27 protein-coding genes and 2 pseudogenes are annotated in these 22,954 nt (G+C 61.1%); 12 read left to right on the top strand and 17 right to left on the bottom strand.

Going from position 1 to position 22,954, the window contains the following annotated elements; genetic code table 11:
• Nucleotides 1-731 precede the first annotated feature (731 nt).
• Both tnpC and HQ843_RS04525 read right to left on the bottom strand, forming a co-directional pair.
• Nucleotides 732-2,012, bottom strand: a pseudogene (gene tnpC, locus HQ843_RS04530) (IS66 family transposase); the annotation flags it as partial.
• A gap of 349 nt (nt 2,013-2,361) precedes the next feature.
• Entirely contained in the window at nt 2,362-3,081 is a 720-nt protein-coding gene (locus HQ843_RS04525; RefSeq protein WP_180899630.1) for a Crp/Fnr family transcriptional regulator, read from the bottom strand.
• A gap of 309 nt (nt 3,082-3,390) precedes the next feature.
• Here HQ843_RS04525 and HQ843_RS04520 point away from each other — a divergent pair, with 309 nt between their 5' ends.
• The 3 genes from HQ843_RS04520 to HQ843_RS04510 all read left to right on the top strand — a co-directional run bounded on the left by HQ843_RS04520 (nt 3,391) and on the right by HQ843_RS04510 (nt 6,471).
• Nucleotides 3,391-4,764: an anaerobic sulfatase maturase gene (locus HQ843_RS04520; protein ID WP_210275248.1), complete on the top strand. Its 1,374-nt coding sequence runs from the start codon at nt 3,391-3,393 to the stop codon at nt 4,762-4,764.
• 344 nt (nt 4,765-5,108) lie between these two features.
• Complete coding sequence (locus HQ843_RS29335; protein WP_246710277.1) at nt 5,109-5,795, top strand: hypothetical protein; 687 nt, start codon at nt 5,109-5,111, stop codon at nt 5,793-5,795.
• A gap of 211 nt (nt 5,796-6,006) precedes the next feature.
• On the top strand, nt 6,007-6,471 hold the full coding sequence (locus HQ843_RS04510; RefSeq protein WP_246710276.1) for a hypothetical protein: 465 nt from the start codon (nt 6,007-6,009) through the stop codon (nt 6,469-6,471).
• A gap of 18 nt (nt 6,472-6,489) precedes the next feature.
• Here HQ843_RS04510 and HQ843_RS29970 read toward each other — a convergent pair whose 3' ends face one another.
• The 7 genes from HQ843_RS29970 to HQ843_RS04475 all read right to left on the bottom strand — a co-directional run bounded on the left by HQ843_RS29970 (nt 6,490) and on the right by HQ843_RS04475 (nt 11,000).
• Complete coding sequence (locus HQ843_RS29970; protein ID WP_180899631.1) at nt 6,490-7,398, bottom strand: DUF1971 domain-containing protein; 909 nt, start codon at nt 7,396-7,398, stop codon at nt 6,490-6,492.
• Between the two features lie 170 nt (nt 7,399-7,568).
• On the bottom strand, nt 7,569-7,901 hold the full coding sequence (locus HQ843_RS04500) for a hypothetical protein (protein WP_180899632.1): 333 nt from the start codon (nt 7,899-7,901) through the stop codon (nt 7,569-7,571).
• 13 nt (nt 7,902-7,914) lie between these two features.
• Nucleotides 7,915-8,532: a NifU N-terminal domain-containing protein gene (locus HQ843_RS04495; RefSeq protein ID WP_180899633.1), complete on the bottom strand. Its 618-nt coding sequence runs from the start codon at nt 8,530-8,532 to the stop codon at nt 7,915-7,917.
• A 39-nt stretch (nt 8,533-8,571) separates the two neighbouring features.
• Nucleotides 8,572-9,105 (bottom strand): DUF2249 domain-containing protein, encoded by a 534-nt coding sequence (locus HQ843_RS04490; protein ID WP_180899634.1) that lies wholly within the window; start codon nt 9,103-9,105, stop codon nt 8,572-8,574.
• A gap of 21 nt (nt 9,106-9,126) precedes the next feature.
• The gene (locus HQ843_RS04485; RefSeq protein ID WP_180899635.1) at nt 9,127-10,479 is read right to left on the bottom strand and encodes a hypothetical protein; all 1,353 of its coding nucleotides are present in this window, start codon (nt 10,477-10,479) and stop codon (nt 9,127-9,129) included.
• A 57-nt stretch (nt 10,480-10,536) separates the two neighbouring features.
• On the bottom strand, nt 10,537-10,791 hold the full coding sequence (locus HQ843_RS04480) for a DUF2249 domain-containing protein (RefSeq protein ID WP_180899636.1): 255 nt from the start codon (nt 10,789-10,791) through the stop codon (nt 10,537-10,539).
• Nucleotides 10,788-11,000, bottom strand: coding sequence for a hypothetical protein (locus HQ843_RS04475; protein ID WP_180899637.1), 213 nt, complete (start codon nt 10,998-11,000; stop codon nt 10,788-10,790). The genes HQ843_RS04480 and HQ843_RS04475 overlap by 4 nt, the downstream gene beginning before the upstream one ends.
• Nucleotides 11,001-11,158: 158 nt before the next feature.
• On the opposite strand from HQ843_RS04475, the gene HQ843_RS04470 reads away from it, so the two are divergent.
• From HQ843_RS04470 to HQ843_RS04455, 4 genes are all read left to right on the top strand, one after another.
• Nucleotides 11,159-11,602, top strand: a complete 444-nt coding sequence (locus tag HQ843_RS04470) for a hypothetical protein (RefSeq protein WP_180899638.1) — start codon at nt 11,159-11,161, stop codon at nt 11,600-11,602.
• 4 nt (nt 11,603-11,606) lie between these two features.
• Nucleotides 11,607-11,861, top strand: a complete 255-nt coding sequence (locus HQ843_RS04465) for a DUF2249 domain-containing protein (protein ID WP_180899639.1) — start codon at nt 11,607-11,609, stop codon at nt 11,859-11,861.
• A gap of 254 nt (nt 11,862-12,115) precedes the next feature.
• The gene (locus HQ843_RS04460; protein WP_246710275.1) at nt 12,116-12,400 is read left to right on the top strand and encodes a hypothetical protein; all 285 of its coding nucleotides are present in this window, start codon (nt 12,116-12,118) and stop codon (nt 12,398-12,400) included.
• 70 nt (nt 12,401-12,470) lie between these two features.
• The gene (locus HQ843_RS04455) at nt 12,471-12,836 is read left to right on the top strand and encodes an Ohr family peroxiredoxin (RefSeq protein WP_180899640.1); all 366 of its coding nucleotides are present in this window, start codon (nt 12,471-12,473) and stop codon (nt 12,834-12,836) included.
• 90 nt (nt 12,837-12,926) lie between these two features.
• Here HQ843_RS04455 and HQ843_RS04450 read toward each other — a convergent pair whose 3' ends face one another.
• The 3 genes and pseudogenes from HQ843_RS04450 to HQ843_RS04440 form a co-directional block, all read right to left on the bottom strand.
• A complete protein-coding gene (locus HQ843_RS04450; protein WP_246710388.1) occupies nt 12,927-13,229 on the bottom strand; it encodes an NnrS family protein in 303 nt (100 codons plus the stop codon).
• 11 nt (nt 13,230-13,240) lie between these two features.
• Nucleotides 13,241-13,564: pseudogene (locus HQ843_RS04445) on the bottom strand (NnrS family protein); the annotation flags it as partial.
• Nucleotides 13,558-14,253 carry an NnrU family protein gene (locus HQ843_RS04440; protein WP_180899641.1) on the bottom strand — a complete coding sequence of 232 codons (696 nt, stop codon included), beginning with the start codon at nt 14,251-14,253 and terminating at the stop codon, nt 13,558-13,560. The pseudogene HQ843_RS04445 and the gene HQ843_RS04440, both read right to left, overlap by 7 nt.
• Before the next feature lie 215 nt (nt 14,254-14,468).
• Between HQ843_RS04440 and HQ843_RS04435 the strand changes: the two genes are divergently transcribed.
• From HQ843_RS04435 to HQ843_RS04425, 3 genes are all read left to right on the top strand, one after another.
• Nucleotides 14,469-14,978 (top strand): RrF2 family transcriptional regulator, encoded by a 510-nt coding sequence (locus HQ843_RS04435; protein WP_180899642.1) that lies wholly within the window; start codon nt 14,469-14,471, stop codon nt 14,976-14,978.
• Nucleotides 14,979-15,066: 88 nt separating this feature from the next.
• On the top strand, nt 15,067-15,405 hold the full coding sequence (gene fdxA / locus HQ843_RS04430; RefSeq protein WP_180899643.1) for a ferredoxin FdxA: 339 nt from the start codon (nt 15,067-15,069) through the stop codon (nt 15,403-15,405).
• 195 nt (nt 15,406-15,600) lie between these two features.
• Nucleotides 15,601-16,104 (top strand): group III truncated hemoglobin, encoded by a 504-nt coding sequence (locus HQ843_RS04425; protein ID WP_180899644.1) that lies wholly within the window; start codon nt 15,601-15,603, stop codon nt 16,102-16,104.
• A gap of 349 nt (nt 16,105-16,453) precedes the next feature.
• Here HQ843_RS04425 and HQ843_RS04420 read toward each other — a convergent pair whose 3' ends face one another.
• A complete protein-coding gene (locus HQ843_RS04420; protein WP_180899645.1) occupies nt 16,454-16,678 on the bottom strand; it encodes a hypothetical protein in 225 nt (74 codons plus the stop codon).
• Between the two features lie 31 nt (nt 16,679-16,709).
• Here HQ843_RS04420 and HQ843_RS04415 point away from each other — a divergent pair.
• A protein-coding gene (locus HQ843_RS04415) for an IS630 family transposase (RefSeq protein ID WP_180899646.1) occupies nt 16,710-17,658 on the top strand; the annotation gives its coding sequence in 2 pieces (ribosomal slippage) (nt 16,710-17,045 and nt 17,047-17,658; 948 coding nt in all).
• 135 nt (nt 17,659-17,793) lie between these two features.
• On the opposite strand, the gene istB is transcribed toward HQ843_RS04415, so the two are convergent.
• The 4 genes from istB to HQ843_RS04395 all read right to left on the bottom strand — a co-directional run bounded on the left by istB (nt 17,794) and on the right by HQ843_RS04395 (nt 21,940).
• Nucleotides 17,794-18,552: an IS21-like element helper ATPase IstB gene (gene istB / locus HQ843_RS04410; RefSeq protein WP_180899597.1), complete on the bottom strand. Its 759-nt coding sequence runs from the start codon at nt 18,550-18,552 to the stop codon at nt 17,794-17,796.
• On the bottom strand, nt 18,549-20,045 hold the full coding sequence (gene istA, locus HQ843_RS04405) for an IS21 family transposase (RefSeq protein WP_180899598.1): 1,497 nt from the start codon (nt 20,043-20,045) through the stop codon (nt 18,549-18,551). The genes istB and istA overlap by 4 nt, the downstream gene beginning before the upstream one ends.
• Before the next feature lie 133 nt (nt 20,046-20,178).
• Entirely contained in the window at nt 20,179-21,123 is a 945-nt protein-coding gene (locus HQ843_RS04400; protein WP_180899647.1) for an alpha/beta hydrolase family protein, read from the bottom strand.
• Nucleotides 21,124-21,178: 55 nt separating this feature from the next.
• Entirely contained in the window at nt 21,179-21,940 is a 762-nt protein-coding gene (locus tag HQ843_RS04395) for an SDR family oxidoreductase (RefSeq protein ID WP_180899648.1), read from the bottom strand.
• Between the two features lie 96 nt (nt 21,941-22,036).
• On the opposite strand from HQ843_RS04395, the gene HQ843_RS04390 reads away from it, so the two are divergent.
• Nucleotides 22,037-22,954, top strand: coding sequence for a helix-turn-helix transcriptional regulator (locus HQ843_RS04390; RefSeq protein WP_180899649.1), 918 nt, complete (start codon nt 22,037-22,039; stop codon nt 22,952-22,954).

Raw genomic sequence — 22,954 nt, 5'->3', positions numbered from 1 at the left:
ACCGCCCTGTTCTCCGTTCCGGATTCTCGAAAGCGTCAGAATAAGGGTATTGAGCGCTCTACCCATATTATAACGCCTGAAAAAATCCATCGTTGATCAAATACCCTTATTATCGCGCTTCACTCCCAAGTTAACGGACAGAGCGTTATATGCATCCTTCAGGCGTTTCGTTGCGCAATATAAGCTTGGAGTAATGGTCTTATACTCCGGCCCGATAGACACACGCCAATCAGCAGCGAATTATCGATGGATGGCAGCCTGCAACTTTCACAGTCAAATTTTGAACTCTTCTGATATCGCGCGGCGCCGCCGCAGGCCATATCGACTTTTCGTTTTCCTGGATTTTCAGGTTCGTCATCGGTGTTGGCCACGGTTTTTGCACTGACACTGATTCCAGTTGCGTCCCATTGAACCCAACTAACAGGTCTATTCATTGTCGTGGCGCAACAGTTTCGGTCCACTTCGGGCCATAGTACCTCCTGTGTAGCGACCCAGGAGAAGCATACGTCACGTGAGCGATGCACATCGGCTTGGCCGGCGGCATCGCCGCTCATCATCCTCTTTGCACTGCCTTGCCCGGGGTGGGCGCGTTGCGTCCGAGCGCGACCGTCACGGCGGCCCTCCTGTCGGCCGCTATCGCGACGGTCTTTTTTCTTACCCAGTAGGCAGCCGTGTTCTTTCGGACCGGAAGTCGCCCGTAATTGCCCACGCTGTGTCGGCCGGGCTTTTGAGGCGCTGACGGTGTTGAGGATTGTCTTGAACGTGTTGGCGCCGGGGCTGAGACGGGCGGTATCAACGACGGTTCGGATGTCGGATTCGCCTTTGGCGGCCCACATGGCGCGGTAGCCGTTGGTGACCTTGCGCTGAATGACGGCCGGTCTCAGAGCCCGTTCGCACCCGTTGTTGGTTGCCTCCACCAAGCCCGGCCAATGGGCAAAGGTTAGGAGTTGGTCGCGGGCGCGCTCGAACTTGCGCTGGATGCCACGGGCCAGATCTCATGATGTCGGTGTGGTCAGGATATCGGCAAGACTTCGCTCCAGCGCACGGCGTTTGGCGGCGATGGTCGACGGCGCGAAGGTTGCGATGCCATCGGCAAGGGCGAAGGCCCGCTTCAGCCAGAGTTTGAGACGCGCGGGCAGCATGTCCTCGCTCGCCTCGTCGGCATAAGCAACGTCGCGGGCCAGATGCGCCAGGCAGGTCTGATGGGCGCCGGCATGGCCCTGCTGTGCGGCGTAGCGATCGGAGCACCAGACATCGAGCCGGTGCCCGTCCATCAGATCGCGCACCACGACGGCCCCGCGGGTCGGGACGGCCCGATGAACGACTGCCTCAGTGCAACGGAACACCCACTGGTAGGCGTTGCTGCCTTCGATCCGCACGCCGGTCTCGTCGCAGGCGACGACGCTGGCCCGGCGCAGGGCGGCGACGGCCGCATCGCGCCCGGACACGAAGGCCCGTTGAGCCCTGCGCAGCATGTTCATCAGGCCGCCCTGACTGATGGTGAGACCGAAGAGATCCGCAAACGCGCCCTGCAGGCGTTCGTAGGACAAGGCCTGGAAGGTTTTGAAATACGTCGCCATCGCATGCATGCGCGGCCTGAACGGCGTCCCTTTCGCCGCATCCGGCACGGGCGCGACAACCCGCGTTCCACAGGACGGGCAGCTCACCGCCAGACGTCGATGGCGTTCGACAGACGGCTTGATCTCGGGAAGATCGATCCTGTCGTGCGCACTGACCGTCTCGGCGGCAACATCGCATGACAGGCAGGCCAGGCAGCAAGGGCATTGGTCGGGGCGATGATCGACGAGTTCATCGAATGCGTCGCTCATCGATCGGCTGTGACCCTCATGACCCGGCTTGGCATCGCCGGGTCTGGCCTTCTCCCGGCGCGCCTTGCGATCCGTCGGCGGCGGCTTCGATGAGGTCCGCGACGTCTTGTCCGGGCGCTGCATCCGCAGCACCAGGTCAATCAGTTTGTCCTTCGAAAGCCGCTGCAAATCACCTCGATCCATGGCTGTATGGATTCAGAAATCCGGGCCCGTGACAAGGGGGTGGGCAAATACAGTCGCCCTGGGATAACCACTATGGAGTCGACGGGCGGAAGAACTACGATGCCCATGACGCCTGATCACTACATCGATGATGTCATGCGCCGTTGGCCGGAAGCGATCCGCGTCTTCTCAATCACAAGATGCACTGTGTCGACTGTCTATCGACTTCGAGTGCTTCCTTGCCGATCTTCGGGCGATGATTCAGACAAACATGGAACATGGCGGCATCGATGAGAATGATCCGCCCGTGCGGGCATTCCGGGTCGAGACGCAAGTGCGTCAGGTTCAGAAACGCTTCTCGTTACCCGAACTACCGCCTCGCCAGGTCGAGCAGCTTGTGAGGCTCGCGGAGCACGATGCGCAGACGCCCGATTTCAACGAGGCCTCGTTCCGCCCAGCTACCGAGAATGCGGCTCACCGTTGGGATCGTGGTTCCCGTCATCTCCGCGATATCCTGGCGGGTTACGGGAAAGTCGATCAGGATCCCCTCTTTTGTTCGGCGGCCCGCATGCATCGACAGCCGCAACAGCGCATGCGCCATGCGGCGTTCGACGTCTTCCGTCGAAAGTTCCCTGACCCGCGCATGAAGCTCCTGCAGGTGCCGGGCGACCATATGCAAGGCATTCATCGTGAGCGCCGGATGATGCTCCGTCATGTCGTCCCACAACCCGGAGTTCCATGCCAAAGCCGTGCTCTCCAGCACCGCCGTCGCCGTGCCCGGATAGTCCGTGCGGCGCAATGCCTTGGCGACACCGAACAGTTCGCCCGGATTAACGATGCGGACGACAATCTGGTGGCCTTCTTCAGTCACCTGCACGACCTTCAGTCGGCCTTGGAGCAGCAGATAGAAGTGACGAGCTGCATCCCCTTGCCGGAATACAGCTTGGCCTTGTTGAACCCGGTGCACTCGGGCTGGGCGCAGGATGTTCTCCAACTCGGATTCGCTCATCGCCTCGAACAAACCGAACCCACGAATCAAGGCGCGGTCGAGGCCGGGCAGGACATCGTCACGGATATGTTGATGCGCCATAGGTTCACTCCAGCCCAGTCGATCCAATGTTGCCGCCATCGTCGGCACAAGCGGCCTTTTTCATCGCCGTATGGGGCACATCGCTCCACGCTTTCTCGGAATCGTGAACTGTTGCAAGGCGTCCAGCCATTTGCCGTTTGCGGAACATGGGACATTTTGCAAGTTGTCGTGAGACATGGTCGTCACCGCCGAATAAGAATAAAGATATATTTATATTATATCTTTATTCTCTCGCAGAGTTCAAGCGCTATCGCAAGGACACAATACGCGTCGTTTTGTCCAAGTTCGCATGTGAAAGGTAGGCATATCATGTTCAGCCAACGCGGCAGTCAGGTCTCATCGACGGGAAGCCAACCCCATCCTCCGATGCCGTTTCACGTCATGGTCAAGCCCGGCGGTCCGCGCTGCAATCTTGATTGCCGGTATTGCTATTATCTCGAGAAGGAACGGCTTTATCCGGATACACGAAAATTCCGGATGAGCGACGATGTGCTCGAGATCTTCATAAGGGACTACATAGCCTCCCAGAGCCGGCTGGCCATGCCGGAGATCTGGTTTTCATGGCAGGGCGGCGAGCCGACGCTGCTGGGTATCGCGTTCTTTCGGAAAGTCGTAGACCTCGAAGAGAAGTATTGTCCGAAAGGAAAAGTCGTCCGGAACGCGATACAGACGAACGGCACCTTGTTGGATGAGGACTGGGCGGCCTTCTTCAAGGCGAATGACTTTCTCGTCGGCATCAGCATCGACGGCCCGCGGGAGCAGCATGATCGCTACAGGGTCGATCGTCGCGATATGCCAACATTCGGCAAGGTCGTCGCCGCCCTTGAACTCCTGCGTGACCAAAAGGTGGAATTCAACACCTTGACGGTCGTGCACCGGCAGAACGCGCGCCGGCCGAAGGAGGTGTATCGCTTTCTCAAAGACATGGGCGTGGAATTCATGCAGTTCATTCCGCTGGTCGAGCGGGCGGCGGAAGGCGGAATGCTCGCCGGTCCGCCGGAGCAGGAAGGCGGCGCGACAAGGGTACGGATAACGCCCTGGAGCGTGTCGCCGAAAGCCTACGGCGAATTTCTTTGCGGCGTCTTCGACGAATGGATCCAGCAAGATGTCGGGCATATCTTCGTGCAGCTCTTCGACGTGCAATTGGGCCTATGGATGGGCGGACCATCCAGCCTCTGCATCTTTGCCGAGACCTGTGGCCAGCAAATGGCCCTGGAGCACAATGGAGATCTCTATGCCTGCGACCACTATGTCTACCCGCAGCATCTGCTCGGCAACATCGCGAAAACGTCGCTCGACGTACTCGCCGGATCTCGCGGGCAGCGCCAGTTCGGTGACGACAAGCGGAACACCCTGCCGAACTGCTGCCTGACTTGCGAATACCGCTTCGCCTGCAATGGTGGCTGTCCCAAGCACCGCTTTCTCGAGACGCCCGACGGCGAGCCAAGCCTCAATTATTTCTGTGCGTCCTATAGGCGCTTCTTCGAGCATGCCGGTCCATATCTGCTGACGATGGCGAACCTGGTACGCCAGGGCCAGCCCGCAGCTCGTGTGATGGAGATGCGGCGAAACCGACATTTGCAGGGCAAATCCATAGGTGGTCAGTCAGGTAGAAACGAGCCGTGTCCCTGCGGGAGCGGTCGGAAATTCAAAAAGTGCTGCGGACGTGAAGCAGGCCGATAAGCCACATCTGGAGTAGCCACGTTCGGCTGCCGTACACACGGCGCGACTATAGGGCTCGTCTGACGACTCGAGATAAGCGTCGAAGGCCGATGCGACGCTGCGCACCAGAATGGAAGCCTCTTCAGAGACGAAAATGATGGATCCGTCAATCTCCACGAGCCCCCCGGCGACCGGATCGCACAACCGCTGATTCGCGTGCAGCAAGACGTCGGGTCGCACGGCGTGCTTCCAGCATACTTCGTCCACATCAACGCGAAAGTCGCACATGAAGCGTTCGATGACTTCGGCCCAAAGCCGATCCGCTTGTTGCCCGCTTCCATCAACAGAGCCGCGATCGCTTCCGCTTGTGCGAGGCGACCCGTGCAGTCGGCAAGTGTGGCTTTATCGATCTTGCGCTGAAGTTTCTTGAACTGTGGAACATGCGCGTAGCCGAACACGGCGAATCGGTCAGGGCGCAGCGCAAGACACTGCAGGACTGTCGGCGCTGCGGTCGAAAGCTCACATTGCGATACACGGGCACGCAGCACAACATCCCGCGCTATTCCTGTTGGCGGGGTCTGCTCGATAATGGCGAGCCGCGTTGCATCGCCTTCGGCGAACTGCGCGTCGACGATGCGATTGAGGAAGCGCTGCTGCGTGTCGTCGAGCCGGGCGCAATTGCGGCCGCCGCCGAAGCGGAGGCGCAGGCAGTTGGTCGTCGCGACCAAGTCCGGGACACCCTCTGCCGCGATCTGGAGGCCGCCCGGTACGCCGCCGATCGGGTCTTCCGGCAATATGACGCCGCCGACCCTGCGAACCGTCTGGTCGCAGCGGAGCTGGAGATACGATGGAACCGCTCCCTCGCACATGTTGATGAAGTCGAGAGCAGGATCGCCGCGCATGATGCCGCGACGTCACGAACATCGTCCATGTCGGCAAACGGACCTCACGGCCCTGGCTGTAGATATTCGGACTGTGTGGTCGATGCCAACGACGGATGCGCGGCTCAAAAAGCGCATCGTGCGCACCGTCATTCAGGGGGTGCTCGCTGATATCGATGACGAAGCCTCTGAGATCGTCCTGCTGATCCATGCGGTTGGAGGCGTAATGCCGTGGCGACTGGCGTAGCGCGGCAACAGCCCGTAACGGTCCGCATGCTGGGGGAGTTGGCGTTGCGGCTTGTGTCGTCCTGGTAAAACAAATATCTTCAGTATACCTTAAGTGGGTGGGGAGTACGCAACGGTGGGTCTGCCGCATTCGAGAATGTCCGCATTCTCCGTCTTGTTGATCATCGTTGCGGCGGGTTGGCTGGGCATGCTGGTTGGTGTTTCCTTCCTCGCCACCCCGGCAAAATTCCTGGCACCGAGTCTCACGCTGCCGGTTGCTCTGGACGTTGGCCGGCATACCTTTGCTGTCTACAACAAGGTCGAATGGGAATTCTCCGTCGCATTGTTGCTGCTGGCGTTTCTGGGAAGGCGCGGCTGGATCAGCGCTGCGTTCACGATGGTCGCTGTATTGATTGTTGCGTGCGAAACCCTGTGGCTGCTGCCTCTTCTCGATGCGCGAGTCGGCGTCATCATTGCAGGAGGCGAGCCTGCACCGTCGAACCTTCACACGCTTCATATCGCGCTGGAAGCCGCGAAGATGGTGGCAATCGCTATCGTCCTGGTAGAGATCTCATGGCGCGTCCTGCGGCGGCCCAACGAGCGGAACCGCCGCTGTCCTTAACTTTCGCGCCGTCGAGTTTCATCTGCCGGCACATCGATAGAATTCGATGAAGAAGCGACCCGGCTCCAGGAATTCGACATGATGCAGGACCTCGGGCTCGATGACGATAGTTTCGGGCGCCGCCGCTTCTCGAATTCCGTTCTTCGGAGGCTCCAATTCGTAACGAACTCTTCCTTCCAGCACATGGAGGAGACCCCATGTGCCGGCTTTGGTTGAATGGGCGGAGCGAAGTTTGTCGGGAAGATTGTCCGATGTGAAATCAGGTGAGCGTCCGTAGGCTTCGGCGTCATCGGGCAGCTTGGCTGGGATATCGGTCATTGATAGCTCCATTGGCATTCGAGGGGGCCAACGAGATCTCGGTCTGAATGTCCTTTCGGAATCGTGGCGACGTGTCGGCAGCTCGATCCCGGAGCTGGCCGACGGAATGTAGATGAACACGCGCGAGCAGTAGTCGCAGGCGAGGGAGCCAGGCTTTCCTTCGCGGAAGGCGTACCAGACCTTGGGATGCCCGAGCTGTGGATCGGCCCCATTGCATGACACGCGGGTCTCTCGTGTGATCACGACGTCGGTAAAGAGCGGGGTGTCGTTCTGGGTTGGGGGCTGTTTCCGGAGCGTTGCCGCGACGATCTCGGGAAACGCAGATGCGCAAGACTCGATTGTGCCATTTGGTTCGACAGGCTCGACCGCGTAGGAGGACCTGATCGGGATGGTTGTCCGCGTCGTCGGCGACCCGTTGCCGATCGAGAATGCTTGTATTGCCGCGTCGAGCTGCATTGCGACGAGGTGGGCAGCGTGTGTGGATTCGGCGTATACGATAATCTCCGCCCATGCGGGATGCCTGACATGCTCCGGCTGGTCGCACGGCTCCTCGGGCTGAATTCGCCACAGCGACGTTGGGCGTTTGAATTGCGTCCGGTCGGCGTGCATTCAGAATATCCCAAGGACAATCGCGATGAGGAAGAGGAAGGCTGCACCGGCAATCAGGTGAGGAGCGAGAAAGGCGCATCGGGAGCGTACGGTGTCCGTCGCTCTCAACCACATATCTGGGCGGAAACCCGCTTGATGCGCACGGCATGCGTGTCCAGCAACAGTGGTGGTCATCGATCGGGCTCCCGCTCGTCGGAAGCTGATGGGAGGCGGGCATCGGCAATGGCAGGATCGTGAGAGACGATATGCTCGGCTTGCCGAGGCGGCTCGGTCCAGGTCAAGCGCGGTGTCTGGCGATGCAAGAAGACGTCGAAGCGGCGGGCAATGTCAGGTTGCGATGTTCGCAGCAGCGCGTAGGTGCGGCCGGCGAAACGGCATGCCTTTTCGGCCTCTCCGGCTTGAGCCAGGCTGCGGAAGCTTTCGAGAAGAAGATCGGCAATGGGGAAGGCCGGTCTAACCGGCTCGTTACGGGCCGCGATACGGTGCTTGGATGTCGAGTTCATCGTCAACCAGCCCTCAGCGAATGCCAAAATGCACCTTGGCGTCGTCGCTCATCAGCTCTGGCGACCAGCGCGGTTCATGGGTCAACGTGATCTCGGCCATTTCGACGCCCTCGACAGAGGCCGTACACGCCCGTGCACCTTCGGTGAGATAGCTGGTGGCGGGACAGCCGGGCGTCGTGGTCGTCATGATGACCGAGGCGACGCCATCGGCATCAACATGCACATCATAGATCAAGCCGAGATCGACGATATTGTAGCCGAGCTCGGGATCGATGACTCGACGAAGGGCGTCCTTGATCTTCTGAGAGACTGCGTCCGTTTCGGTCGGCGCTGCGGCGTCGACGGATTGTTCGATGATGATCGGCGCGCCAGCCATGAAATGTTCCATGATCGCGCCGAGGAGAGCCGGCTTGAGATGTTGCCACTCACCCTTGTTCTTGGTGACGGTGATGTAGTCCGACCCGAAGGACAGGGCCGCAACGCCAGGCACCTCGAACAGCTTTGCGGCGAGCGGAGAGTGAGCGGCTTTGCTTCGATCAGAGATGCTTAGGGTTCGGCCCGGAAGCACGTCTCTGCCAGGGAGGAACTTCAGGCTCGCCGGGTCGCTTGTCGCTTCGGTCTGGATAAACATCGTGAGACTCCCAAGGGGTCGGCGACGGGCAGCAGGCTCTCAAGCCGCCGGTTTCTGGCCTTCGCCGACGCGCACGAGGATCTTGTAGGTGGTGCCGTCCGGCTCGAAACCGCCCCGCCATGCATGCCCTCGCTTGGCGAGTTCGGGGAACAGAAACATCGGTTCGCGGCAGAGCAGCGCTTCGAGAACGTCGCCTGATCGCATCGTCTCCAGCGCCGCCAGGATGCGGACCATCGGCTCGGGTGGCTCGAGGTCGCGATTGTCCATCTGCTGGGCAGGCTCCGGCCAATCATGCATGTCGGGGGCTTCGGCCGCAGCGCTTGCCCCGCCTTCGACGGGGGCTTCAGCACGCCTGAACAGGACTTCCCAGTCGCCGCCCTCGATCTCCCTGGCTTCGTGAGCAAAGCCCTTGCGACCGAGCACCTGGAACAGCGGAACCGGCTTGAATGTCGCGTAAAGCCGCAATCCTTCGTCGGGGGCGAGAGCATCGATGGTTTGCATGATCTTTTCGAATGGCTCACCGCCGCCGCGGAGGATCGGACGAACGTCGAGGTCGACAAAGGTCTGTGGCATGGGGGTTGGCCTCCTTTCCGATCAGGTTGACTTCGGCAGGGATACGAGGAGATGCGGCCGGTGCGTGCCGTCGGGCAGCGGAACCTCTGCCGTCAGGTCCGACAGCAGCCGTGTGCGCAGGAGCTGCGCCGCAATCGCGAGTGTGGCGACAACCATCACTCCGCTCGCCATTCTGAAAGCTGTGGCATGCGCGAAGAGCAGAGCCGCGGTCGCGCCCCAGACGGACAGAAAATAAAGGAGGAACCACGGCCGAGCGCGTCGTTCGTTGACGAGATCCTGCACCCGAGGCGTTGCAGTCTTGCCGAGCACCGGGCCGTAGCATTCGAGCCAGGTCAGGAAGGCAACGATCTTGTAGAGCTTGGCGAGCCCGAGGCCGGTCAGCCAACCGAATGCTGCGAGGAAGACGACGGCGTCTATCTGCTCTGAAAGACGATTCGTCGCGATCAGAACGACCATCAACGCGACGGCTGCGGCGAGCGAGATCAGCGCGAGCGCGGCCATCTGGCTGTTGAGCTCAATGATGCGGCGCTTGCGGGCGCGGTAGAGATAGAAGATGTCGGCGCCGTAGAGAGCCAGACCGGCAAGCCCGAGAAGGGCGCCGATGGAGAGCGCCGGCAGGATCGTCACGTCGCGAAGGAGCTGCGCAACCCCGCCGAGGATCAGCACGGCGAGCGCGCCCGTCCCAAGCCAGAAGACCGCACGGGGACGGGCGCCTTCCAATTCCGGTGCGAGCATGAACATCGCCAGGAGACGGTAGCTCACGCCCATAGCGGCAAATGTGAGCCAGCCGCCGAGCCCGGCGATGACGTGCAGCGGCAGACCGCCCGCGGCGGTCGTCAGGAGCGCCTCGGAATGGACCGGTCCGGCGAAGGCGAGACTGAAGGTTGCGCCGAGTGCGACTGTTGCGGCGAGGCAAAGGAGAGCAACCGCGACGAAACGCGCTGGCAGGGGGAGAGGTCGCGCCTGCCAGAGCGTGCGACCGAGATTATAGAGGAGGAGCGCAAATCCGGTTGCAAGCAAGCCGGCGGCGAGCGGGAAGAGCCATGTGCCCACGTCGATCGTGCCGGAGAGCTGGAGAAAACCGGAAAGCAGCGCGGCGAGCCCCGCCACAAGCAAGACAAGGGTTGGTAGAGGCAGCGAGTTGCTGTGAAGGGGCCGTGCGATGAGAACCGGGACAAACTGGAAGAGCGCCCCGCAGAGCAGAAAACTGAGCCAGCCGATGGCGATGAGATGGACAAGAACGAGCGTCTGCGGAGCCCGGATCGGCGCGGACGGAAAACCATATCCCGCCGTCATCAGGCACTCGCCGAGGATCAGCGACAGAAGCGCTGCCGCGAAATAGGACATGGTCCAACGTGAGAGCGTGACACCCATCTTGAAATTTTCCACCGGACGCGACGCCGGCCAGAGCCGGCGTCGCGTCGAAGCGCCTCAGACCGCCTTGGCGTGCTTGCCGATCTCGACGCGCCAGACCTGCGGCCCCTGTTCGACATAGGTCCAGGAGAACTGGCCCGGATACTCGGCTTCGAGCTGATAGTAGAGCGGCTTGGGATCGTGATCGTTGACCAGGACGAAGGACGTGCCCGGTTCCAATGCGTTCACGAGCTCGAAGATCTTGGCGTGGCGTTTCGCCGGCACAAGGCTCCGCAAATCAACGACATCGGCCGTGTTTGTAGGCTCACTCATGGCATTCTCCTTGTCTTGATGTGAGGTCTTGAGAGCAGGTCATGGCCGAAGCGGCTCTGCCCAGCGTCGCTGGTCCGCCGCATGGTGGCGAAGGCCCTCGCCAGAAGCCTTCCCGTCGCTTCTCCGCGCAGCAGCCATCGATTTTGTGCCGTGGCGCCAAACGGCGCCGCGGATCGAAGGGTCGGATAGGTGTGGTCGTTGTGGTTCATGGCAGCGCGTCTCCAGTGGCGGCATTCACGCTTTCCAGTCTTCCCGCTAAAAGATGTATTGTCAATATATCTTTTATGGATTAGGAGAAATGGGACGGAAGCGGAGGGGCCGGCCGGTTGGTCGGCGAGGCCGCTGAACAATCCTACGGAGGTGCGCCATGAACATGATGGTAAGCGGGATCAAACCGATGCATGCCGCCGGATCAGGACAGGTGGCGGCCCTCATGGATGGACTTCGTGAGCCGCCCCCCTCGCTCGCCGCCGACGTCATCGCAGAGCTGCCGATATCGGAGTTGGCGGCGATCGTCGTGTCGCATTTCCGTGCGCATGGCCACATCTGCAATGTGATGACGCACATTTCCGGCGCGCGGTGGGATCGTGTGGAGGAGGCGATCCGCGTGATCCTCGATCCCTGCGCCGGCAAGGGTCAAATGACGCCGCTCGCCGAAAACATCGTCGATCTTCTGTGCGCCGAGCGGGGAGTCACGGGGCGGATCGTCAAGCCATATTTCGAGACGTTCCTGGGCCGACTGCTGCCGGCTGAAGTCGCGGCGCGGTTGTGCGCCCATGTGGCATGTCTGGGCGGCGAGCAGTCGAGATAGCGTCATGCGTGAGCAGGCTTTGTCCAAGGAACGGGTCGTGGACGTTCGAGAGATCGGTCCAAGCGTTCGGCATACGGTCATAACTCAACTGGTCACGCATCTCGCGGCGGGCGAGACGCTGCAGCTCATCGTCGACCACGATCCGCGCCGGCTGAAGCTGCAGCTCGAGGCCGGCCGCGACGGCGGTATTTGTTGGGAATACCTCGAGAAGGGTCCCGACATCTGGCGCGTTCGCCTCGGTCGGGGAGCGAGCACATGAGCTTGGGGAAAGCCGTCACTCCGGTTTGGAACCGGTTCCGCCGGGCATGCGGCGTGGGGACGCCTGCACTGTCCAGGCCGTCGCCGCAGAGGCTGCAGAACGACCGCAGTACGGATTACCAGGACCGCCGGCTCGATCAGCTGGAGCGAATTTACATGGCTGCGAAATGGGGGGCTGTGGGGTGACATAAGCGTGATGGTTGCGGTGGCTGAAATGCTCGAAAGAGACAGATTTGCGGAGACGAGGAGCGAGCGATGATGCGATCGACCGAAGAACGGTTCCACATGTCAGCAAATGGAATAAGACAGCCAATCGGCCCGGACGACGCCGGCATCCGTCCCTACCACGAGTCGCTTATTTGCGCGGATTACGAGCGGTGCCATCCGGACGACTCTTTCGAGGATCTGAAGCATCGCGCCCGGTTCTCGAAAGAGGACCAGGGCTTGCTGCGCGACTGGATGGCGGTCGCCGCCGGGCGGGCGCGGCAACAGCAGACGGATGCGACGCCTGAGATCAGGCGGCCTTCGATTGCGGCCTAGCGCAGGCCGTTCACGTGGAACAGCGCCTGGTTGGGCGCGGATCGTTTTTGATCAGCAAGAGGACAGACCGATGCCCGAAAAGATCTTGTACACGGCCGTGGCGACCGCTCGAGGTGGGCGCGAGGGCCAGATCCGCAGCGACGATGGCGTGCTCGAGGCTGCGCTCTCGGTGCCGAAGGAGATGGGCGGTCGGGGCGGCGCACGAACCAATCCGGAGCAGCTGTTTGCGGCCGGCTATGCGGCGTGCTTCGAGGGAGCCGTGCGACTCGCAGCCAAGGAAGCCGCTCTTCAGGTCGGTCCCGACACGAATGTCACGGCCCATGTCGGCATCGGGCCGCGGCAGGCGGGCGGCTTCGAGCTTGCGGTAACGCTGGAGGTCCATGTCGACGGCGTGGCCAAGGATCGGGCGGAAGAGCTCGCAAAGACGGCACATTAGAAAATCTGCCCCTATTCCCATGCGACGCGCGGAAATGTCGAGGTTCAAATCCGCGTGATCTGAAATTATGACGCACCAGGCCAAACAGGGCTACGTCTTCTTCCGCGCCCATGCACGAAGGAGCATCGGCCCGTAGAAAACCACGAAGGCGACAAACGCTGCCGTCCAGGCGGCGGCGGCCAGCTCGTGCAGCGTGGCGGTCCGGTCGGGGAGGATAATCGTTGCCAGGCGCAGAACCACCGAAAGGATCACGAGCAGATAAATCAGCGTCGTCGTCCGGGGAGACGTGAGGGGGCGGCCGGAATGCCCGCGAGTCGCACGCGTCATCACCCCCACCGCGCCAGCGGTCCAAGCATGAAGCGCGACGGCGGGCGGAACGGCCTGCGGCCATATATTCGAGATGCCGACAGGATACCGATTCGCCCGGCCAGCCAGAGCGTGAAGAGAGCAAGCAATGGCATGCCGCGAATCGGCAGTCGGCCGGTCCAGTTCGGAACCGCCGTCAGCAGGAAACCTGCCACGACGGCGGCGCCGTAACCGAAGAGGAGCTCGTGGGCGTGCCAAGCAACGGCGCCTTAACGTGACGCAAAGCTCAGATGCCCGGTCAGCAGCGCGACCCATAGAACCATCGCGAACGCCGTCCAGGTGGCGGCACCGAGGAAGAACGGGCGGAAGCCATAGCTGAAGAGCGCGAAGCGCGATGAGGCCATCGGCATATGTGTCACCATGGGAGCAGGCTCAGCGGGTCGGGATCGATGAGCAGCCGATGACCCTGGAGGAGAAACCACAGATAGGCGGCGAGGCTGACGGCCGTGTGCAGCATGAATGGCCCGGAGAACCGGATACGGGCATTGCGCGAGGCGATAGCGAGAAAGGGCAGGACGGAGGTGCCGCGCGAAAGCGCCTTCCAGCGCTCGTCTCCGAGACGCGCTCGCGCACGACGATCGATGAGGGGCATTCCCGCCACAGCCAATGCGGCCATGTCGCCGAAGAGAATGAGGGACACGATGTCGCCGTTGGGCGGAAGATGCGCTCCAGCCCAGATCAGGAAGCCCCGAAGCACGGGATGCCGCGTTATGATGACAATCGGCGCAAGCGGGAGCGTCGGATCGCGGCGGCGAAGCGAAATCGATAGGGGATTGGGTTCGGCAATCCCGGCGACGACAAACCAGAAAGCCAATGGCATGGCGACGACAGGTATGACGGACTGCCATGGCGCGAAATTCCAGAGCGCCATGTAAGGCGCATTTCTCGCAGTGACGACGATCCAGACGAGCAGCGTGAGCGAGAGAACGGAATATGCCAGAAGGTATCCGCGGCGGCCGAGGAGCGCGACCAGTCGACGGCGGACCGGCGGTGCTGGCGGTACGATGTACGCGGTCAGAAAGAGAAGGATCGCAAGGAGAAACTGGGCCATGGTCGGGGAAACGTCAGCGATGAGTGGACTCTAGAATAAGATTCATCTATTATCCATCATATATCTGGTGCAGAGGAATTTCATGTATTCCGCGAACAGTCGAGACGAGGCAGATTCTGAACGAGGCGCGGGGCGTGCGGCGCGCTCTCGGCTCCCCTTGCCAACCCGTGCGCGCTGATCGTCGCGATGCCGCATTGCGGACCAGGTAGAAACACATGCGTCTAACCACATTCTCCGACTACGCACTGCGCGTGCTGATGTACGCCGGATCCGTTGGTGACCGCCTGATCACCATTGAGGAGACCTCGAGGGTTTACGGTATCTCCCGCGCGCACCTGATGAAGGTCGTCAATATCCTGACGAAGACGGGATATCTGAAGGGGGTTCGCGGGCGATCGGGCGGTTTCACGCTCGCCAGACGGCCCGAAAAGATAAATCTCGGGGCGGTCGTGCGGGCGACCGAGCCGGATTTCATCTTGGTCGAATGCTTCGCAACCGGCAATCAGTGCGTGATTACCGGTTGCTGCCGCCTGCCCAACGTCCTCAATGAAGCATTGACCTCATTCGTCACCACATTGGACCGCTATACCCTTGCCGACATCATGCTGGCGGAACGCGATTTCAGGGTGCCGAATCCGCCGGTTGAGGAAACGCGCGGGCCCGATTTCGCGGCTGTCGGGACGCGCCGCAAGTCGGGACAAGGGGCCGGTGCGGGGCAAGCCTGATACCGGCCTGCACGGACCGCGAAGCGAGATGTCGCTTGCTAAAAGATATATATAGCATATATCTTTTAGCATCGGAATGAGGATGGGTATGACCCACGTTGTCACTGACAATTGCATCATTTGCAAGTTCACCGATTGTGTGGAGGTCTGTCCTGTAGACTGCTTCTACGAGGGGGAGAACATGTTGGTGATTCATCCTGACGAATGCATCGATTGCGGTGTCTGCGTTCCTGAATGTCCGGCGGAAGCGATCTTTCCGGACAGCGATCCGGCGGCCGAGTCGCAATGGCTTCGCCTGAACCAGGAATACGCTGACAAGTGGCCGAATATTACCCGGAAGAAAGACCCCATGCCGGACGCGGACGCCTTGAATGGTGTTCCGAGCAAGCTCTCGGAGTTCAGTCCGAATCCAGGCGAGGGCGACTGAGGTCACCGAGGCGTCTCCTTGCACCTCCCACGCGGACAGGGATTGCCTTGTGATGAGATAAATGATACATTTTTGATGTATGTTATGGCTTGAGCGACGCCCATCAAACATGGTCGAGCCTGCGCGTGCTGCGAAGCGGGCGGTGAGTTGGCGTTCGGCTTGGAGGCGGATGCGCATATCGAGGGAAAGGACGGCATGTCACAGAAAAACCGGCGCGCGCTTATCAGGGCTGAAATCGTATCGAACACGGGGATCGATGAAGAACTGATCCACCGGCTTGTGCATGCTTTTTACGCTCGCGTTCGTGAAGATTCCATTCTGGCGCCGATATTCGACAGTCACGTTGATGATTGGGGCGCGCATCTGGAAAACATGTGCGCGTTCTGGTCGTCGGTCGCGCTGTTGACCGGACGATACCATGGTCGTCCCATGGAAAAGCACTTGCCGCTCCCGATCGATGCGCATCATTTCGATCGGTGGCTGGCCTTGCTCGAGGACACGGCGAGACAGGTATGCGGGCCTGCCGCCGCAGATCATTTTATCGAACGCGCCCGACGCATCGCCGAAAGTCTGGAGATGGGAATCGCTACCCAGGCGGGCGTTCTCCTGGGCAAAGGAGAGCGTTACATAAGCAATGACTTGAAAGGCGCAAGAGTCGGCAGAATAGCGGAGGTCTACCGTGGCGAATCAGGAGAATGAGAATGGGCAATACGCCTCTCCGTCATGTCTCATGCACGAGATTGAACCCGGTTATTCCGGTCTGCCGGTGTTAGATCCGAAACAGGAGGAGGTCGACGTCGGTCGCTGACGCAAAGCCGAACGGTCCACTACCCGACGGATTTCGCCGCGATGCCCATTGCGTGGATCGACCGGATCAGCTTGCGCGGGGAACAGTTGACCAAGGCACTTATCCGCGAATATCAGCCGCACCTGCTTGGTGGTTAGCTGTTCACAGACTCAAACGACCACTACGATTGAATGTTGGTATCGGTAGTTGCGAGCCCCCGCAACCAACACTGTTTTATCAATAATATCAAAGGCTTAACTCTCAACGGGTGAGGCCTTTTTGGCTATTTTGCGCCGATACACCCGTTGCAAGGGGTAGGAGACCTGCAATCGCACCATAGAGGTCGATATCGAGACCGGCGCCGTCTTGCGATGGCGTCAGAACGATCTTCTCGATCAGATCGCGCAGAGCTTCCTTCGAGCCTAGAGCGTTTCTGTGCTTTTCTGAATCAGTTGGGATTCCCAAATCGGTTTTGTTCTGATTCATTGATGCTGGCTGGACAGGAGGCCAGCATCGTATGACCGCACCGATTTCGAATGATCTTCGTGAACGCGTTGTTGCTGCCGTCCAGAATGGCGAAAGCGTTCGTTGTGTTGCGAGCCGGTTTGAGGTTGCCGTGTCGTCCGTGGTGAAGTGGTCGCAGCGTTACCGTGCCACCGGTTCGGTCGCGCCGGGCAAGATGGGCGGGTATCGCAAACGCATCCTGGAACCGCACCGGGCCTTCATCATCGAGCGCATCAACCAGACGTCGCATCTGACGCTGCATGGGCTGAAGGCAGAACTGGCCGCGCGTGGCGTAAAGGTCTCGCACGATACGGTCTGGAAGTTCCTGCGGCGCGAGGGTCTCAGCTTCAAAAAAAACACTGTTCGCCCTTGAGCAGGCACGCGCCGACATCGCCAGACGGCGTCAACGCTGGCAGTCTTTGCAGGCCGGGCTTGACCCCAGCAGGCTGGTGTTCATCGATGAAACCTGGATCAAGACCAATATGGCGCCGCTCAGGGGGTGGGGCAAACGCGGAAAACGCCTTCGGGGCTTTGCGCCGCATGGCCATTGGCGGACCCTGACCTTTCTCGGCGCGTTGCGCTGCGACCGGCTGACGGCCCCTTGCGTCTTCGACGGTCCGATCAACGGCCAGTGCTTCCAAGCCTATGTCGAACAGATCCTCGTGCCGGTGCTCAAGCCGGGCGATATCGTCGTCATGGACAATCTCGGCAGCCACAAGTCAGCCGCGGTCCGCAAGGCGATCAAAGCGGCAGGCGCAAGGCTCTGGTTCCTGCCGCCCTATTCGCCCGACCTCAATCCGATCGAACAGGCGTTCGCCAAAATCAAGCACTGGATGCGAATGCTTCAGAAGCGAACCGTTGAGGATACATGGCGCGCCATCGGCAGCCTTGTCACCACCATCAAGCCGCAAGAGTGCGCCAACTATATCGAAAATGCAGGATATGCTTCCGTCAAAACCTGAAACGTGTCAACGGCGGCGTAAAAACCGGCCACGGGGCGGAGCAAAAGTCGGCCACCTCGGGCGCAGGTATGAGGCCCGCGGGAGGGCGTAGCCCGAGCGGGGGCCTCATACCTGCGTAGCGATTTTTGAAGGGTTTCAGCTGGCCTTTCGGGCACGGCTTTGGGCGAGACGATAGCTGTCGCCATTCATTTCGAGAATGTTGACATGGTGCGTGACGCGGTCGAGCAGAGCGCCGGTCAGGCGCTCGGATCCCATGATTTCTGTCCATTCGTCAAAGGGCAAATTGCTGGTGATCAGGGTGGCGCCCCGCTCATAACGTTGCGAGATCAACTCGAACAGCAGTTCCGCGCCAGTCTTGGAGAGCGGCACGAAGCCGAGTTCGTCGATGATCAGCAACTTGTACCCTGCCATCTGCTTCTGGAAACGCAAGAGGCGCCGCTCGTCACGGGCTTCCATCATCTCACTGACCATGGCTGCGGCTGTGGTGAAGCCAACGGACAGGCCCTTCTGGCAGGCTGAAAGGCCGAGGGCGAGCGCTATGTGCGTCTTCCCGGTTCCGCTGGGGCCGAGAGCGATGACGTTCTCGCGACGCTCGATCCATTCGCAGCGGGCCAGCTCCAGCACCTGCATCTTGTTGAGCTTCGGGATGGCGGCAAAATCGAAACTGTCGAGGCTTTTGACAACCGGGAATTTGGCTGCCTTGATACGCCGCTCGACCTTGCGGCGATCCCGTTCGATCATTTCCCGCTCGGCAAGCCGGGTGAGGTATCCGATGTGGTCGACACCCTCGGTGGCGCAAAGCCGGGCCAGTTTCTGATACTCCCGCTGGAAGGTCGGCAGCTTCAGGCTCTTGAGATAGTGGGCAAGCAGGATCTCGGGTGCTTCGGCGCTCATGCCGCTTCTCCCTTCCCCGATGACAGGAGGCCCATATACGCCTTCGCCGATGTCGTCTCGACGGTTGCTCTCGGCAGATAGGGATAAATCGACAGATCCAGTCGCGGCGGCCGGCGCTCTATCCGGCAAAGAATCAGATGTTTGACGGCGTCGAAGCCAATCGCCCCGAGTTGCAGGGCTTGCTTGATCGCCGCATGCAGGTCAGCCATATCGAAGCTTTCCAGCAGACGAAGAACCTGCACGTATTCCCGCCTGCCATGTTTTGCCATGCGGCCTTCCATCAGGCGGCACAGTGTGGCGAATTCCTCCGGGAGATCCCAGCCCTGCAAAGGGGCTGCCTGATCCAGCGCATTGATCTTCCGCTCGATCAGCGGCAGGTAATGCACAGGGTCGAAGATGACATCCTCCCGGTCCCAACTCCGGGGATGGCGGGCGATGATCTCGCCGCGGCAGCCGATCACCACCTTGTCGACATAGCCTCGAACCCAAACGTCCTGATGACCGTAGGCGACAGGCACGGAATAGTCGTTGGTCTTGTAGCGAACGAGAGACTGGGCCGTCACCCTGGCGCTGGCTTGGTCGCAGGCGTCAAATGGCGACGCTGGCAAGGACTGCATGGCAGCGAGATCGCGCTGCAGCCGTTCACCGATCGTCTCGCTCTCACCGCGCAGCCTGTCACGTTGGCGCTTCCGGCACTGTTCTTCCAGAAAGGCGTTGAACGCATCAAAGGTCGCAAACTGCGGGATGGGGACCATGAAGTTACGCCGGGCATAGCCCACGAGGCCCTCGACGTTACCCTTGTCATTGCCCTTTCCGGGGCGGCCATAGCGATCCCGGATCAGATAATGGGACAGGAACCCGCTGAACAGTGTTGCCCGCTTGCGCGCGCCGTCAGGCAGGATCCTGGCCACAAGGCAGCGGTCATTGTCATAAACGATCGATTGCGGCACGGCCCCGAAGAAGGCGAACGCATGGACGTGGCCATCAACCCAGGCCTCGGCCACCGCCGCCGGATAAGCCCGCACGTAGCAGCCGTCGCTATGCGGAAGGTCGAGCACAAAGAACCGGGCTTTCTGCTCGACACCGCCGATCACCACCGTCGCCTCACCGAAATCCGCCTGCGCATGGCCGGGCGGATGAGAAAGCGGCACGAACACTTCCTGACGGCGCTGTTCCCGCTCCCGGATATAGTCCTTGATAATCGTATAGCCGCCGGTGAACCCGCACTCATCACGAAGCCGGTCGAAAACACGCTTGGCCGTATGGCGCTGTTTGCGCGGCACTTGTCTGTCTTCATCCAACCAGTGGTCGATCGTCGAAACGAACGCGTCCAGCTTCGGCCGCCGGACTGGTGATTGTCGCTGATAGCCAGGTGGCGTCGAATACGACAGCATCTTCGCTACGCTGTCGCGGGATATGTTGAAGTGTTTGGCTGCCTGACGCCGGCTCATCCCTTCCGAGACGGCCAGACGAACCTTCAGATAAAGATCCACGGTGTAAATCCTCTGTCCCTCCTGCGCTCATTGCAGAAGGAAGATAGGTGGCCGGATTTTACTCCGCCCGCGGACGAATTATTCCGCCGCTTCCGTGGCCGACTTTTGCACCGCCGATCTCATTTAGATCCTCTCAAGCCCTGTCGACTATCACACGGGCCAATGCCCCGGCGGGACCCTCGAGCGATGCGGTCACGTCCCCCCAGGCATCGACACCGACGCCGAGTGCGGTGCGAAACCATGCCAGGGTCAGGCGCTTGGTTGCTTCGAGGCTATCCGGCGCTTCGGTTTCGGTCTCCTTGGCATCCAGCCCCGCAATGCCGCCCAAGCCATGTCCGACCCCATGCAGGGTTACAAGAGCCTCGGCTCCGGGGCTGTCATGGAAGGCATCGGCATGCCATTCCGGCCCGCGCGGGGTGAAGTGTGGATTGTCGTCGGCGCCGCAGACGACGAGGCTGCGTGTCGTCATATGCGAAAAGTCCACGTCGAAGAATGGAAAGCGCGCCGCGCTTTCCGGGGTGAGATCGCTGCCGCCGCGACCGGGCGCCGCCAGCAATATGCCGGCGGAGATGCGCGGGTCGGCGAAACTTTCCTCCTGAAGCCGTGCGCCCAGAAGCAGCCCGACCGTGAAACCGCCGAACGAGTGGCCGGCAGCCGCTATCCGCTGATGGTCGAGACGACCTGCAATGGCGGGCGCCTGGCGTTCAATCTCATCCAGCCGATCGAGGCTCGTCGTCATTTCCGTCACGCGCTCGCGCCAGAAATAGGGAGCACCGGGGGCGCCACGCGGCAGACCAGCGACGGGGGAATTACCGTGTGTCGGCTGGATCACGGCAAATCCGCGCTCGGCCCAGAACTGCGCCAGCGGCGCATAGCCGTCCTTCGACGGGATGTATTTTGAAGGGCCCGCCCCGTGCGACAGCAGCACGATTGGCAGGCTTTCACCTTCGGCGGGTGCGGTCAGGCGCAGCTCCAGCGACGGTCGCCCCGCCATCGGCAGGGTGATCGGAGTATAGGCCACGGTCAGCCCAGGCTCTGGCGTCGGGATGGTCCGCGAGTGATCGATGAGGTTGTTCATGAGTTGTTATCCTTGTGACGCCCTTGCGGCCGGCAAGATCGAAGGGCGGAAAAGCTCAGTTCGCGTTGGCGGTCGTTTCCCGGAAGATCGCTTCCGCATCGGCGCCCGCCGGCAGGCGCATCGGAGCTTCCGGTTCCGTCACCGCCCGCCAGACGGCCTGAGCGGCATCCTCCGCGTCCGTCTTCTTCTCGCTCGAACCGCGCATGGTCGCGAAGATGTCCTGCACGAACGCGTCATAGGGAGCGGGGACGTCCATCCCCATCCGCGCTACCGCGTTCTTTCCGAAGGAGGTCGTGGGCGCCGAACCAGGCAGCACAAGTCGCGTGCGGATACCGAACTGCGCCGTCTCAAGAGCGAGGCTCTCCGTGAACGCATTCAGCGCGGCCTTACTGGCGCTATAGACCGACAGCGCCGGAAGCGGGCGCAGCGTTACGCTGGAACTGATGTTGACGATCACGCCCGCCTTGCGCGCCCGCATGCCAGGCAGGACCGCCTGGGTCCCGGCCATCGCGCCAAGGACGTTGGTTTCGAACAGCTCGCGGGCCTTCGCGATATCTACGCCCTCCAGCGCGTTCAGCATGCCGACGCCGGCATTGTTGACCAGCGCATCGAGAGGACTAGCATCCGCGACCGCCTGCGCGATGCTCGCGCCGTCAGTGACGTCGAGGGGCAGGATTTGCAGACGTTCGTGCCGGGGCATTTCGTGTGCGTCCGGGGTTCGCATGGTCGCGACGACCTCCCACCCCTGAGCGAGGAAGAGCTGCGCCGTGGCGAGGCCAAAGCCGGACGAGGCGCCGATGATGAGAATTCTGGGCATTGCTGTATCTCCTGTCGGTTCCAGAACACGAAGATGGACACATCGGCTCGGACTATCTATATTTGATAGTCCGTATTAATCCAGTGAAAGTCCGATTTGGTCACCAAATCATCTTCCGATCCGCTTGCCAGTGTTGTCGCGCTGCTCAAGCCGGAACCCTCGATCTCCAAGCTCGTCAGCGGGGGAGGCCGCTGGCTGGTCGAGCGCAGGAACATGCGAAGCCCGTTCTATTGCGCCATGACCGAGGGGACCTGTTTGCTGACCATCCGGGAGCACGCGCCCCTGATCCTCGAAGCGGGTGACTTCGTGCTGGTGCCCGAAGTGTTCGATTTCACCATGTCGAGCATCGATCCGCCGCCCCGGGGTGCACCGTGCCTGCCGCTGGAGACGGGGCCAGGCGTGTTCCGCCTTGGCGAACCGGATGCTCCGACCGAGGTGCGTTGCCTGGTGGGCCACTGCACCTTTGCCTCGCCGGACAGGGATCTGCTCGTCTCGCTCCTGCCGGAAGTGATCCATGTGCGCGCGCAGGATCGCCTGATCACGCTGATGCAGATGATCCAGGAGGAGACGCAGGATGATCGTGCGGCGCGCGACATGGTGCTCCGGCGGCTTCTGGAGTTGCTATTGATCGAAGCATTGCGGTCCGTCGAGAGCACGATGGCCGAGCCCGGCCTGCTCCGCGGACTTGCCGATCCCCAACTGGCATTAGCGCTGCGACAGATCCATGCCGATCCTGCCGCACCTCTGTCGGTGGCGGGACTGGCCGACGCTGCTGCCATGTCCCGTTCCACCTTCTTCGACCGCTTCCGCCGCGAGGTCGGAACAGCGCCCATGGAGTATGTCACGGCCTGGCGGATGGCGGTAGCGAAGGATCTGTTATTACAGGGCAACCTTGCGATGGCGGAGATTGCCCAGCGCGTCGGTTATGCGTCGCCAAGCGCATTCGGCATGGCCTTTTCGCGGCATGTCGGGATATCGCCCGGAGCCTTCGCAGGTAGCCGTCGAGCAGCGTGA

The sequence above is a fragment of the Martelella sp. NC20 genome, from assembly GCF_013459645.1.
Lineage (GTDB): Bacteria > Pseudomonadota > Alphaproteobacteria > Rhizobiales > Rhizobiaceae > Martelella.
This window is presented reverse-complemented; position numbering and strand designations above follow the sequence as displayed.